This window comes from Paraburkholderia sp. UYCP14C (assembly GCF_004197395.1).
Taxonomy (GTDB): Bacteria; Pseudomonadota; Gammaproteobacteria; order Burkholderiales; family Burkholderiaceae; genus Paraburkholderia.
Map to the genome: position 1 here is coordinate 1 of NZ_SELS01000047.1, position 13,255 is coordinate 13,255.

Below are 13,255 nucleotides of genomic sequence, written 5' to 3' on the forward strand. Positions count from 1 at the left end.
GACAGAACACGGCAGTGGTCTGGGCAAATTCCGCTGGGTTGTCGAACGTACGCATGCGTGGCTTCACAACTTCCGTCGTCTTCGCATTCGCTTCGAACGTCGGGCCGAGATTCACGAAGCACTTCTCAAATTCGGTTGCTCCCTCGTCTGCTGGAACATCTTCAGACGGACGGAGCAGCCTTTTTGAATCCATCTCTTAGCGGAATGTCTTTGTGCGCCAGAAGCGGATGTCGCGAAGGCACTACGGCGACAAGCCGGTCATCCCACAAAGGATCAGCGACCAGCCCTTCCCATGCGACACACAGCACCGTGCCGCGCGGGCCGAGTGTATACGTGTTTCGTTCGCCCGTCGGCCCGCTCAGCACCGCGGTCGCGCCGGCCGGAACTTGCGCGAGATAACCGTCGCAGCGTGCGGTAAACGTCGGCGCGCGCTGCTCGATCAGCCAGTCGCGCAGCGCGGTGAGCGCCGCCGCCGGATTGCCGCCCTGCTCGCCTACGACCGCGCTGTCCGCAATCAGCGTCTGCGCGAGCGAACGTGGCAGGCCCGACGGACGCATCGCGAGCTGGCGCTGCAGATACAGCGCGCCGCCGGCCTTCGGGCCCGTGCCCGACAGCCCTTTGCCGCCGAACGGCTGCACGCCGACCACCGCGCCGATCACGTTGCGGTTCACGTGAATGTTGCCGACGTGCGCATTCGAGATCACGTGCGCGATTGTCTCGTCGATCCGTGTGTGGATCCCGAGCGTCAGGCCGTAGCCCGTCGCGCGGATCTACTCGAGCAGCTTGTCGAGTTGGCTGCGGCGATAGCGCACCACACTGGTCATGGCACACGTGCATTCTGGCGTACCGCCGAAGGCTTGACCCGGAGCAAAGGAATGCGTGCACGCCACGCGATGTACGCCTTTACACGCCGCCGCAACCGCCCTGTGCCGCGTGAGCCGACTCAATCACTGCAAGCGTCGCCTCGCGCAGGCGGCGCGCGCGTGCAAGTGCCGGGGTGCTCTGCGCCCAACGCTGGTTGGGAACTTCGACACTAACTGGCAAATGCATCGGCAGCGCGCGCAGAATGCCCCGAAGGTCAATGCCGCCCTCACCGGGAATCATGCGCTCGCAACGCGCCTGAAAAAGCAATGTGTCCAGGTCAGTCGGGTGCTGCGGGCTGGCGTCACAAAACTGCAGGTAGCCAAAGTACTCACGTGGCAACGCGCTCAACGCGTCCGTCGATGTTCCAGCTCGATCGAAATGAATCGGATCGATAATGAGCCCCGTGTTCGCCCGACCACTCGCACGAACGACGCGAGCACCCGCCTCTATATCCCTGACGTCTGTCCACGGCATCGGCTCGACAGACGGCGAAAGACCCAGCGGCTCCGCAAAATCGCAAAGCCGACCAAGATTTTCGACCAGGCGGTTCTCGTCCGGATCGTTACCAGCCACCAACACGTAACGCGCGCCAAGTTCCGCTGCAGTCTCGAGCATCGGCACATAGGCACGCACGTCAGTCTCGGGTTTGAGCCTCAGAATCTCCGCGTCGAGCACGCGCACCCCCGTGTCTCGCAATACTGCGAGGACTTCGCGTTTTAGCGCGGCATCGCCGATGACGTCGTGATGCACCTCAGTTTCGGTCGCAGGCACCAGTCGCAGACCGACATAGTCATATCCCGACTCGCTTGCACAGCGAACCATCTGTGGCGGCGTCAGCTCAAGAACGGTCAGTGCGGCCAGCGACAGTGGCCGGAGTTCAGGTACCGTCATCTCTTCTCCCAAATCGTTGTTTCAGAAACGCCGAATCGCGTGCGCGCGCGGCGATCTCCCGTCAGTACGTCGCACGCCCGCCCGACACATCGAACGTTGCGCCAGTCGAAAAGGAGCAATCTTCTGTCGACAACCAAGCGACGAGTGCAGCGACCTCGTCCGGCCGACCAGGTCGCCCCATCGGAATCTTGTCGACAACGAGTTTCCGTTGAACGTCTGTCATGGCCGAGAGCATTTCGGATTCGATCGCGGCCGGAGCAACACAATTGACCCGGATCTCGGTGTCCGCCAGTTCCTTGCCCAGCGATTTTGTAAGTGCCATCACCCCCGCCTTCGATGCACTATAGGCGGACTGGTTCGGGTTGCCATCTTTGCCGCCGATCGACGCCAGGTTCACGATCCGGCCGTTGCGAGCCCGCCGCAAATAGGGGATCACTGCCTTGCAGCAAAGGAACGTCCCAGTCAGATTGACTTCAAGCACCTGTCGCCACGAATCGACCGGATACGCTTCGACCTTTTCGATGGCGCCGTTGATCCCCGCTGAATTGACAAGGATGTCAATCGCCCCGAGCTTTGAAGCGGCCAGTTCCACTGCCGCTCGCACGCTTTCGTCATTGGTCACGTCAACCTGGGTCGTCAACACTGCACCTACCCTTTCTGCCACGGCCTGCAGTGCGTCCGACTTGAGGTCCCAGAGAACGACTTTCGCGCCGGAAGCGACGAGGCGTTCGGCAATAGCCAGCCCGATTCCACCCGAGCCGCCCGTCACAATAGCCACGCGGTTTGCAAGATCAAGTTTGTTCATCATTCGTTCCTCACCAAAACTTCCACAAAAACCGTGATGCCAAGACATCAACCCTGTTTTTCGCGACGTCCTAATTGTTCCAACGGCACCGTGTGAGCTTCGTGCATCGTCAGTGCCGCAACCGACGAAATCAGACAGACGGTAGCAGCAAAGACGGCGGGGAGAACCCACGGCTGGGTGCCCCACCGGCCCATCAGGGCCGACTCGATCAGCGGAGCAAATCCCGCCACGCCGACGCCTAATTGCGTGCCGACTGCCACCCCGGACATGCGGACGTCCGTCGAAAAGCGTTCGCCAAACAGCGCCGGATATACGGCGTTGTTCATCCCGTATGCCAGGCCCCCGAGGAAAACCCCAATACAAAGCACCCATGCTTCATGACCCGTTGTGATCGACCAGAGGAAGAACACCACGCCGACCGCACACAGGACGTTGCCTGCAACCAGCACTGGCCGACGCCCTACCCGGTCTGACAATGCGCCCCAGACCGGAATGGTGAAGACCGCCAGCAGATTTGCAAGCGCCGCAGTCCAAAGCATCGTTGAGGTACTGATTGGCTGACTCTGGATGCGCGAGAACGACAGCGCGAACACGGCAAATGTGGTCCCGACTGAGGCGAGCAGCACCGTAAAGAAGATCTGGGCCAGTTCCTTGCGATAGTTCGCAAACAGAACCTTGAGCGGCATGTTCTTGACCTTTTCGTGTGCGGCCTTGTTTTCAAAGGCCGGCGTCTCGTGGAGCTTTGCTCGTACAACGATGCCCACAACGACGACGATCGCGCTCAGCCAAAAAGGAACGCGCCAGCCCCAGGCCATGAACTGGTCGGTGGGCAGAAAGGCCGCCAGCGGCAAGACCACGGCAGGCGCGAGCACCTGGCCGCCCTGCGTGCCGCTCAGTGTCCAACTGGTGTAATAGCCGCGCCGGTGCTGCGGTGCATGCTCGAAGCACATCGAACTCGCGCCCGCGAGTTCCCCCGAAGCTGAAATACCTTGCAGAAAACGCAGGGTGACCAGCAACGCTGGCGCCAGTAGACCGGCATTCTGATAGGTCGGCAGACAGCCCACGAGGAATGTCGAAATTCCCATGAGCAACAGCGTGCCCACCATGACGACTTTTCGACCGAGCCGGTCCCCGAAGTGCCCCATCAAAAATGATCCGAGCGGTCGCGCCGCGTACGCAACACCAAATGTTGCCATTGACGCCAACGTCGCGGCCGCGATATCTCCCGGCGGAAAAAAGAGCCGCGGAAAGACCAATGCCGCTACTGTGCCGTAGATAAAGAAATCGTAGTATTCGAGTGCACTGCCGATCCATCCGGCGATTGCCGCCCTTCGGGCATGGCCAGTACCAGACGCGTGTGCCGCATCGCTGGACCGCCCCACACCTCGGACGGCCGGTGTGATTTCGTCCCGCAACGTCTCTGCTGTCATGATGTCTCCAAAATTGAATTTAGCGCACTGTTTTGGTCGTGTTCGCAGCAGAGCCGCGTCGTGTTGAGACCGATCCCGACAAATCTGGGACCTCGACGCCGCCCCGTCTGGCTTCTTTAAATCGCTCTCTCGGTGCCGGTCAGATGCCAGTCGGCACCGCGTGAGCCACCGTTCCTTTAAATCATTTGTATCGTTGTACTAATCGTACTTTTGATATTTCGTCTGATTTATTAACTGTGGCGTACTCACCAGAAGTGGAACTTCATCGGCCTGGCAAGTCCCACCGCGACTATGCGATTCGCTCTCCCGTGAGAGCGACACACATTTCCGCTCGCCTGCTCTCCAAAGCGGGGCTCGAGACAGACGGTGCGTCCGCATCGTGGGTCCCCATCTCGTTGATGCCCGCGCCATGCCGCCCTGCGATATACCCAAAGGTCATCGCCGGTCCAAGGTTGATCCCGCCAGACGGATAGAAGCCCCCCATCACACTCGCCATGTCGGTACCCACTGCATAGAGACCTGCAATCGGCTGATCGTTGCCTCCCAGCACCTGTGCGGCGCCGTTGGTCTTCAGGCCCGCGAATGTCCCGAAGCTACCGGGCAATACCTTGACCGCGTAGAAAGGTCCATGTTCGATCGGCGCAACGCACGGGTTTGGACCGCCGTGCAGTGGATCCCCCCCTTTGCGGTTAAATGGCGTCGAGCCACGACCGAATACCGGATCCTCACCGCGCCGTGCATGCTCGTTAAATGTGTGTACTGTTTGCACAAGCTCTTCTGGGTCGATACCACACTCGCGAGCCAACGCCTGGATCGACGCGCCGCGCTTCAGGTAGCCACTACGGACAAACGGAGCAAGCGGTACCGGAAACGGCCGGGCGTAACCAAGCCCATACCGCCGCTGGAAATGGTGGTCGCAGATTAGCCAGGATGCGACCTCCTGCCCTTCCGGGACCGCGTCAATCATTGCTTTCGTGTAGTCGTAGTAGCCGTCGGCTTCATTCACGAAGCGTTTGCCGCTGCGTAGTACGCCAATAATGCCGGGCTTGGCCCGATCGATAATGTGTGGAAAATGTCCGACACGCCCATCCCGATGGACAACCTGCGACACCGGCGCCCACGCCGCTGGCGATGCAAGATCGGTCACCAGTCGCCCCCCAACGGACTCACCCAGCGTGATGCCGTCGCCACTGCAACCGCCGGGCGGGAGTGCGAGATGTTCCTTGCCAGTCGGGTTGCGGGGAAAGTGAGCCTGGCGGCGTTCAATGTCGTTCGGAAAACCACCCGTGGCCAGCACGACCCCGCGGGCAGCATGAATCTGGATCTCCCCATTACGGGTCGAAACAACCGCACCGCGAACGGCACCTTCGTCATAAATCAGGCGCCTGGCGGGAGCGGACTCCATCATCGTGACGCCCAGATTCTCGGCAGACTTCGCCAGACGCGCGATCAGCGCCACGCCATTCACCAACTGCATTGCACGACCGTGCAGCCCAAGATCCAGCAGATGCCGTGAAAAGCGCCGAACGACGTGGAACAAGGATCGCCATGAGCGCGTCACACTCAGAAATGCGGACAGATCGGCACCGGCCATGATCGGCATGCCGAGAATCGACGTCTCGGGCATCGTCTTTCGCAATCGCTTGATCAGCGCTCCCACTTTCCGCCCGTCGTACGGCGCCGCAATAACCTGATGCCCTCGCGTGGCAGCACCGGGGGTATTGCCATGCATGTCGGGAATCTCGTTCCCATCGACGAATTTGAGCTCGGTGTGCGTCTCGAAGAACGAAACCATGTTCGGGCACTGGTCAAGGAACGCGTCGATACGGGCCGTGTCATAGCGCGCGCCCAGTTCGTTGCGCAGGTACACGCGCGGTCGCTGTGGGTCTTCATTGATGCCCGCCCGTTGGGCGAGCGGGTTACCGGGCACCCACATCCAGCCCCCCGACCAGGCGCTTGCTCCACCCAGAACGGCCTCTTTTTCGATGACGATCACGCTCAGGCCATGCCAGGCGGCCGTCACCGCCGCCGCAAGGCCCGCCGCCCCCGAGCCGATCACCAGCAAGTCACAGCGCATCTCACGCTCCGCCATCTCCGCCTCTCTATTCCGCCAATCGAAGAACACAGTCTACTGGAATTCAATTCCATTATCATAGGAAATTAATTCCAAGTGTGATGTCCTATCGTTGGAGACGGAGCGGGCGCTGCCCCGGAAGCTTGCGCAGGCGTGCGTGCGCCGCTTGCCAGTCAGGGCCATTGATGTCGCGATAGCCGAGCCCGTGGGCGGTGGAGACCGGCCGTACCCGCACACCCGGCATTGCCAAGCGTCGGATGGAAAGATAATTCCACACAAGGTGGAACAAAATTCCAGTACAATGAATCCTCACGTCTCTACGTAAGGAGCTATGGATGGCAGGCGCAGTTACATCGCACGAGCCCGGCTACTCGGGATTGCTCGATCGGGGTCTGGCGATTCTGGAATTGCTCTCGGGTAGCGAGGCGGGAGCATCGCTCACCTCCATCTCGGAGGATTTGCGTATCCCGCGCAGTGCGACGCATCGACTGCTGACAGCTCTTTCGGACCATGGCTACGTGCGCCAGGAGCAGGATCGGGGCGTATATGTCCTGACTACCAAACTTCAGGTCCTGGCGTTCCGTCATCTCGCATCAAGCGGCTATGCTGATGCCGCCCAGCAGGTATTGGACCGTCTGGCGATGGCGACGGGCGAACTTGTTCGACTCGCAGTCGCAGACAATGACCAGTTGACGTGGGTCGCCAAGTCGCAAGGTGCGCGATCCGGTCTGCGGTATGACCCTGACATGGGCATGATCGCAAAACTGTCGTGTTCGGCGACAGGCTACGCCTGGTTGTCGTGCATGGACGATAACGAGGCAGTCGAGATCATCGAAAGGCAGGGATTCGGAAGCCGCGAAGAATATGGTCCGCAAGCGCCACAGACTGACGTCGAGGTACTCGCACATATTCACGCTGCGCGTGAGCAGGGTTACGCGATTGCCGTCCAGACGTTTACCGACTGGATGGCGGCGATTGCGACTGCATTGAGGCATCCGCTCACCAAAAAGCCGATTGGTGTCATCAGTGTCGCGGGGCCATTTTCCCGACTTCCCGAAAAACGGCTGCACGAGTTCGCTCCACTGCTGATCGAAGCGGCGCGAGAAATCGCTCAACTGATTCCAGGCTCGCCGGCCCTGACGAGTCCGGGTATCGCCGCCCTGGCGGCACGCGAAAGCGTCGCTTCGTAACGACCCTGCTGACGGTATGCGCTTGTGGGATCTGTCTCGCGGAAAACCTCTATGAGGACGGTCCGTCGCCCGGGATTACGCCAGAAGATGGTTCTCCACGCATCGCACCATCGACCTTCCGCCCTTCATCTACATGTCTGACCGGTGACCCGACCGATTTTCACGGGTCGGCCCCAAACGCATCCTGTGTTTCGGCGTCATCGGGCTATCCCCTCTCAAAAAATGGAGCACACGATGTCCGACATCGAACCTATCATCGAACGCGTACTCTTAACCAACGACGATGGCATTGATGCGCCGGGGCTCGCAGTTCTTGAAGCGGTCGCGGCCGAACTTGCACACGAAGTCTGGGTGGTGGCGCCCGAACGCGACCAGAGCGGGACATCACATTCGATCAGCCTGCATTCACCTCTGCGCATCGCTCAACGTGGCGAGCGCCACTTCAGCGTCCATGGCACGCCAGGCGACTGCGTTGTCATGGCGGTGCGCCATCTGATGAAGGAGGCAACCCCGACGCTGGTCCTGTCCGGTATCAATCGCGGGGCCAATCTTGGCGTCGAGACGATGTTTTCCGGTACGGTCGGGGCAGCCATGACCGGCCTTCTGCTCGGCCTGCCCTCAATCGCACTGAGCCAGGCGGTACCAGACCGCAAAAGCGTACGCTGGGATACCGCACGCGCACTTGCTCCCGCTGTTCTTCGAAGACTGCTATCGATTACCCACAACACTCCCACCTGTCTGAATGTGAATTTTCCGGACTGCGATGCATCGGAGGCTGGTCCACTTGCCGTTACGCAGCAAGGAACGGGTTACTTCGAGAGCATCGACGTCTTTGCGCACATCGATCCACGCGGGATTGACTATCACTGGATGCGGTTTCAACACGGTCGCCGCCCGGATGCGCCTGATACCGAGGCCGCTATCATCAGTGCACGAGGCATTTCCGTAACCCCGATACACTTCGACCGTACCGCTCAACAGACCGTTTTGACGCTGCAAGCCGGCCTGGAAGCCGGCGCCACCGTGTAGCGACATTCGCAGCGCATGCGCGCTTATTCACATTAGCTGAACCCATTCGTGATCGATGGCACCCTTCGATGGTCAGCTCACTCGCCCACGCAGGCAGAACCGCCCTCGCCGGAATCCCGGGCGACCCTCTATGACTCCTCGCGTTGTTTGTGTGTAGAGCGTCAAGCATGAAGTCCGGACTAGATAATTGTCGGCGCCCAGTTTGTGAGCATTCCGCGCGTGCTTGCGATCCGATCACTCTGTACGCCGCGTTGATCGCCCACGGCACGGTACTGGACGCGAGGAGCGTCGCGCCATGATCCCGCAATTGGACCCGGCGCACATTGCAGCTGCAATGCGCTTCCTCGAAATGCCCGGTCGGCTGCCGCGTGCAAATGACCGCGTGGTTGAATTCCAGCGCACGCATCCGGGTACGGAACTCTGGGTAATGGACGGCAGGCATCGAGCGACTCCATGGGTCTGGATACCTCGCCGCACCTGTTTTATGCGCGGGTCGATCCGCGATGCCGCACCCATGCGTTAGGCATGTACACGCATGTGATGGATCAGCACGGAAGGCCCTGCAGTCAATGAAGCTTCACCCGGGGAGAAAGTATCCGGCCAATGCCATTGGCGATAGTCGCTAACAGAGCCCGACGCAAACCCGAGACCGCCACCATATGTTTTCGATATAGAGACGCGTACATAAACTCTGCTATCAAACCATGGACAAAGATCTTCCCGCTACGAGTAACTCCCGCAAGACTTCCCACCGCGGTTGACGATCCCAGCGAAATCAGCGACCCGTGATCTCTGTACTCGAACATCCCCAGCGGTCGTCCGTCGATCCGGGCGCACAGGGCCTTGAACAGGAACATAGCCTGTTGATGTGCTGCTTGCGCTCTGGGTGGGACCATGACCTCCCCTGTCCATATGCAGCTTGCACAATCTCCGAGCGCAAAGATGTTCTCATCTGTTTCGCTCTGGAGAGACCGCGATACTCTAACCTGATTGATGCGATTGACCGCAATCCCGTCGAGGGATGCCAAAATACCCGGCGCCCTGATGCCGGCTGCCCAGATCGTAATATCGGTCGGAATCGCCCGTCCATCGGCGAGCTCAACCTCGTGTGGTCGAACCCGCGTCACTGACTTCGACGCCAGGACTGTTATACCCATTCGCTCCAGGACCACCTGCGCTGAATCTGAAACCATTTGCGGGAGCGCGGGCAGGACGCGGCTGCCGGCTTCGATCAGGTTGATGCGCATCCTCGTTTTCGGGTTTCGCGATACAACGCCGAATTGCTCCCAGGTGTGCTCCATCCTCCGCAGTTCTGCCGCGAGTTCCACACCCGTTGCTCCTGCACCGATGATCGTCACGCGAACCGGGCCTGTCTCCCCTTCTGACCCTTGCGCAGTCTTCTTGACGCACACCTGCAGCAGGCGCTTACGTACCCGTTCTGCCTGCTCCAGCGTGTCGAGCGCAATCGCGTATTCCTCTGCGCCTGGAACGCCGAAGAAATGTGTACGGCTCCCCAGGGCGAGAATCAGGGTGTCGTATTCAAGACTCCGCCTGGGAAGCACTTCATCGCCTCCGCCAGCCTCGGTTTCGAACAAGGGGCCGACTATCGCCTGTCTTGCTCCTCGGTCAAGCGCCGTCAACTCTCCCTGAACGAAGGTGAAATGATTCCAGTGGGCGTGTGCCGCATATGCGATCTGATTGGCATTGACGTCAAGGCTCCCTACCGCGACTTCGTGCAGAAGTGGCTTCCAGACATGCGTTGGGCTACGGTCGACGAGAATGACGTGTGCTCGCCCTGATTTTCCTAACCGGTTTCCAAGCCTCGTGGCGAGTTCCAACCCGGCAGCGCCCCCACCTACAATAACAATGCGATGCATTGCAACCCCCAGGCGTGCCTAGTTATAGCCCAGTATGGCAGCAGCGACGGCGTCAGAGCGCTCAGGTACGTTGCTGGCAATTTTTGCAATGGGCCCTTGGAGAAGCTGTCCGTACGAAGAAGGGTCTTTTTGAGCGCCGCCTTCTCCCCCGCCAGAAAGACCCGGACGGTCAGCTTTAGCTTGCCATGCGGCATTACTCATACGATGTTTCATGTTCTTTCCGGAAAAAAAGTCGTGATCGCTGTGCGCTGGAAGTTGGATCGCGGTCGACGCCGTCACCCGTCTCTCCCTGGTCGGGAGCGCCCCGCGCCCCGTGGCGACGGGGCGCGTCCATCGGCGTCTGTCGTGTCTAGAAGTAGTGCATCATGCCGAAGTAGCCCCCCTGCTGGTTGTGGCCAGGCAATGGCAAGGAATCTGTCGTCTCGACCGGGAAGTTTGCATTTCCACCGTTGAACATGGCGCCGAACGTCGCATACAGAAGTGTGCGTTTCGACAGGTTGTAGGTCGTACCTATGACCCCAAGGTTGCCGTTGCCCCCGCCGTGATTTGCGTTGCCGTGGTACCACCCCGCCCCGAACGCCAGCGCATCGCTAGCCTGATAGGTAGCGCCCAACCACACCTGCTCGTTTCGCGTAACTCCCATCGGGTTGTCCGAACTGACAACCGTGTCACTTCCCGACGAGACAAGCGCCTGATACCCCGTGTAGACTTTCAGCGCTCCGAACTGGTACGTGCCGCCAATCATGTATTCACGTGATGCAGTGTATGGATCCGAGAATTTACCGTTGGCATCACGAATTTCCTCATAGACCCCGTACGCATTGAAGCCGCCCAGAGAGTAGGTAGCACTTCCGCTAAACTGGCGATTCCCGCGGAAATTTCCTGCCTGATTTCCGAAGCCATTCTGGAGACGGAAGGAGAAGCCAGCCCATTTCGGCGAGTTATAGGTCAAGGTATTCGAGCGCGAACCCCATGCCCGTCCCTTGGCAAAGTTTGCGATACCGGTTGCCTGCTGCCCGAGCGGGTCAAGATAGAATCCCGTCTCATCCGTGAGACTCATGACCTGGCCGGCCCATAAGCTTCCCCAACCGTCCTTGTCGAGGCCCACGTATGCGTATCGGTTAAACAGGCTTTGTCCCGGCAATTGACCCGTCCCGGCAGTGAACTCACTTTCAAGTTTGAATTCCGCTTTCAAACCGCCGCCAAGGTCTTCATTGCCAGTCAGACCCCACCAGCTGATGCCGTACTGGTTGCTGCCGAAACGATAATTGGTCTTTGACTGGCCGTCCGGCGTCGCGACATTGGTGACAAAATCCAGCCCGGACGCGACGCGCCCGTAAAGCGTTACGCTGTTCTGTGCATGAGCGCTGCAGAATCCGACAGACAAAAGCACACCACAAATCATGTTTCTATACATTTCGTTATCCTTAACATGAATATCTCCAATGAACTACATCCCACCTCTGATGGGTGGGTGCGACAGCACGGCCTGGCAATGCCTGGACAGCTCAGGCAGGAGACAGGCGTGCCTTTTCTCTCAGCTCCTGATATGCAGAATGTGGGCGATGCCGGCGGCAGATTGCGGACAGTCAGTCATCCGCCGGCGGAATTGCATGTACTTTTGATCAGTGCGACCTGGCACTCACGATGACGCTACCTTCCTCTGACTAACTGTGTGCCTGACCTATACAGCGGATCAGTTGCTTCGTTCCATATCCAGGTATTTGCCGCCAGATCTCAGCAAAGCGATACCACGTTGCGCTTACACCAGGCGCATCGACAACCGGGTCGACCTCGTGTGCCGCTTCGGCGCGTAACTTGACCTGAAAGCTGGAAACCGCCCAGTCGTGGTTTCACGGGCCGGGAAGCGACATTACCGGACAAGGAACACCGCAACGGAACACACTGACATACACCCTGCTCCTCCTCGCACGGCCCGCCAAAGGACCCGCCGCGGTGCCTTCAGCAGCGAACAGCACGAACGGCGTCCCCGGTGAGGGTCTATTGAATAAACCTCAGTCAATGGTCCGCTCCGGCTGGGGTACAAAAGCACCCCATCGACACGTTCAGGAACGTTCTGCGGGACCAACGTCCACTACGACGATCTGCCCGGACTTGCTGGATTCCCGGGCTGCGTCGGCGAGCAACAGTGCGCGTCGACCGGCATCGAAGTCGGGCGCAACACGCGCGGTGCCGCTAACGAGGTCCAGGAAAGCGTCGAGCTCCACCGCATACGTCGGCCAATACCGCTCCATGAATCCCGGATTGAGCACGTCGCGGGCAGAGGTTGTCTGCGCTGAATATCGCTCGATTGCGGTTCGGCCAGGATTGGTCGAACACACCATCCCTTTTGACCCGAACACTTCCACCCGCTGGTCGTAACCATATGTAGCGCGCCGGCTGCAATCGATCCGACAGAATGCGCCATTCTCAAATCGCAACGTCACCTGGGCCGTGTCGGAATCGCCCAGTTCGCCGATCGCGGGATCGACGAGATTGCTGGCCATCGCAAACACCTCGACGCGACCCGAGGCGGCTGAGAGCCATAACGCCAGATCGAAGTCGTGAATCATCTGGTCATGAAACTGACCGCCGGAAACCGCAATGTATGCGGCCGGCGGCGGGCTCGGATCGCGGCTGACGATCGTGATGACTTCCACATTGCCAACGTCACCCCGTTTTACAGCGTCGCTCACGGCGCGGTGCGTCGCATCGAATCTGCGCTGAAAGCCGATCATGATGGGTACGTCGCAGCCTTCGATCGCCTGCGCGCATCGGTCGACCTTTGACATGTCAAGATCGATAGGCTTTTCACAGAGGATAGCTTTCCCCGCTTTGGCCGATGCGATGATGAGGTCAACATGGGTGTTCGTCGCAGACGCGATAATGACGGCGTCGACATCCGGGTCCGACAAGGCCAGGGCCGGTTTGTCGGCTGCCCGGCAATTATATTTTTCGGCAAGCGTCGTTGCCCGAACCAGGTCCGGATCGACCACGTACGCGAGTTCCGCGCGGTCGTTCGCCGCGACATTGGCAATATGTCGCTCGCCCATGCGACCCGCGCCAAAGACGCAAATCCTGATTTTTTCTGACAC

The 13,255-nt window shown here is 59.7% G+C and carries 12 protein-coding genes and 1 pseudogene; 4 read left to right on the top strand and 9 right to left on the bottom strand.

Annotation, left to right across the window (positions count from 1 at the left end; genetic code table 11):
• Window positions 1–187: transposase (locus tag EVC45_RS31670; protein ID WP_168991571.1), on the top strand; the 187-nt coding region annotated here is incomplete at its 5' end.
• Window positions 188–293: 106 nt separating this feature from the next.
• On the opposite strand, the pseudogene EVC45_RS31675 reads toward EVC45_RS31670, so the two are convergent.
• From EVC45_RS31675 to EVC45_RS31695, 5 genes and pseudogenes are all read right to left on the bottom strand, one after another.
• Window positions 294–815 (bottom strand): annotated as a pseudogene (locus EVC45_RS31675) (aldehyde dehydrogenase family protein); the annotation flags it as partial.
• Window positions 816–903: 88 nt separating this feature from the next.
• Window positions 904–1,755, bottom strand: coding sequence for a sugar phosphate isomerase/epimerase (locus tag EVC45_RS31680; RefSeq protein WP_129962115.1), 852 nt, complete (start codon window positions 1,753–1,755; stop codon window positions 904–906).
• 61 nt (window positions 1,756–1,816) lie between these two features.
• Window positions 1,817–2,560 (bottom strand): SDR family NAD(P)-dependent oxidoreductase, encoded by a 744-nt coding sequence (locus EVC45_RS31685; RefSeq protein WP_129962172.1) that lies wholly within the window; start codon window positions 2,558–2,560, stop codon window positions 1,817–1,819.
• A gap of 47 nt (window positions 2,561–2,607) precedes the next feature.
• The gene (locus tag EVC45_RS31690; RefSeq protein ID WP_129962116.1) at window positions 2,608–3,990 is read right to left on the bottom strand and encodes an MFS transporter; all 1,383 of its coding nucleotides are present in this window, start codon (window positions 3,988–3,990) and stop codon (window positions 2,608–2,610) included.
• Window positions 3,991–4,279: 289 nt separating this feature from the next.
• A complete protein-coding gene (locus EVC45_RS31695; RefSeq protein WP_129962117.1) occupies window positions 4,280–6,082 on the bottom strand; it encodes an FAD-dependent oxidoreductase in 1,803 nt (600 codons plus the stop codon).
• Window positions 6,083–6,399: 317 nt separating this feature from the next.
• On the opposite strand from EVC45_RS31695, the gene EVC45_RS31700 reads away from it, so the two are divergent.
• From EVC45_RS31700 to EVC45_RS47045, 3 genes are all read left to right on the top strand, one after another.
• Complete coding sequence (locus tag EVC45_RS31700; protein WP_129962118.1) at window positions 6,400–7,254, top strand: IclR family transcriptional regulator; 855 nt, start codon at window positions 6,400–6,402, stop codon at window positions 7,252–7,254.
• Between the two features lie 234 nt (window positions 7,255–7,488).
• Entirely contained in the window at window positions 7,489–8,283 is a 795-nt protein-coding gene (gene surE / locus EVC45_RS31705) for a 5'/3'-nucleotidase SurE (RefSeq protein WP_129962119.1), read from the top strand.
• Between the two features lie 453 nt (window positions 8,284–8,736).
• Window positions 8,737–8,856, top strand: coding sequence for a transposase (locus EVC45_RS47045; RefSeq protein WP_248295329.1), 120 nt, complete (start codon window positions 8,737–8,739; stop codon window positions 8,854–8,856).
• Here the strand turns inward: EVC45_RS47045 and EVC45_RS31715 are convergent.
• From EVC45_RS31715 to iolG, 4 genes are all read right to left on the bottom strand, one after another.
• Window positions 8,850–10,160: an NAD(P)/FAD-dependent oxidoreductase gene (locus EVC45_RS31715; protein WP_129962120.1), complete on the bottom strand. Its 1,311-nt coding sequence runs from the start codon at window positions 10,158–10,160 to the stop codon at window positions 8,850–8,852. The genes EVC45_RS47045 and EVC45_RS31715 overlap by 7 nt on opposite strands.
• 18 nt (window positions 10,161–10,178) lie before the next feature.
• On the bottom strand, window positions 10,179–10,439 hold the full coding sequence (locus EVC45_RS31720; protein ID WP_129962121.1) for a hypothetical protein: 261 nt from the start codon (window positions 10,437–10,439) through the stop codon (window positions 10,179–10,181).
• A gap of 70 nt (window positions 10,440–10,509) precedes the next feature.
• Window positions 10,510–11,577, bottom strand: coding sequence for a porin (locus tag EVC45_RS31725; protein WP_129962122.1), 1,068 nt, complete (start codon window positions 11,575–11,577; stop codon window positions 10,510–10,512).
• A 649-nt stretch (window positions 11,578–12,226) separates the two neighbouring features.
• Window positions 12,227–13,255, bottom strand: coding sequence for an inositol 2-dehydrogenase (gene iolG / locus EVC45_RS31730; RefSeq protein ID WP_211193507.1), 1,029 nt, complete (start codon window positions 13,253–13,255; stop codon window positions 12,227–12,229).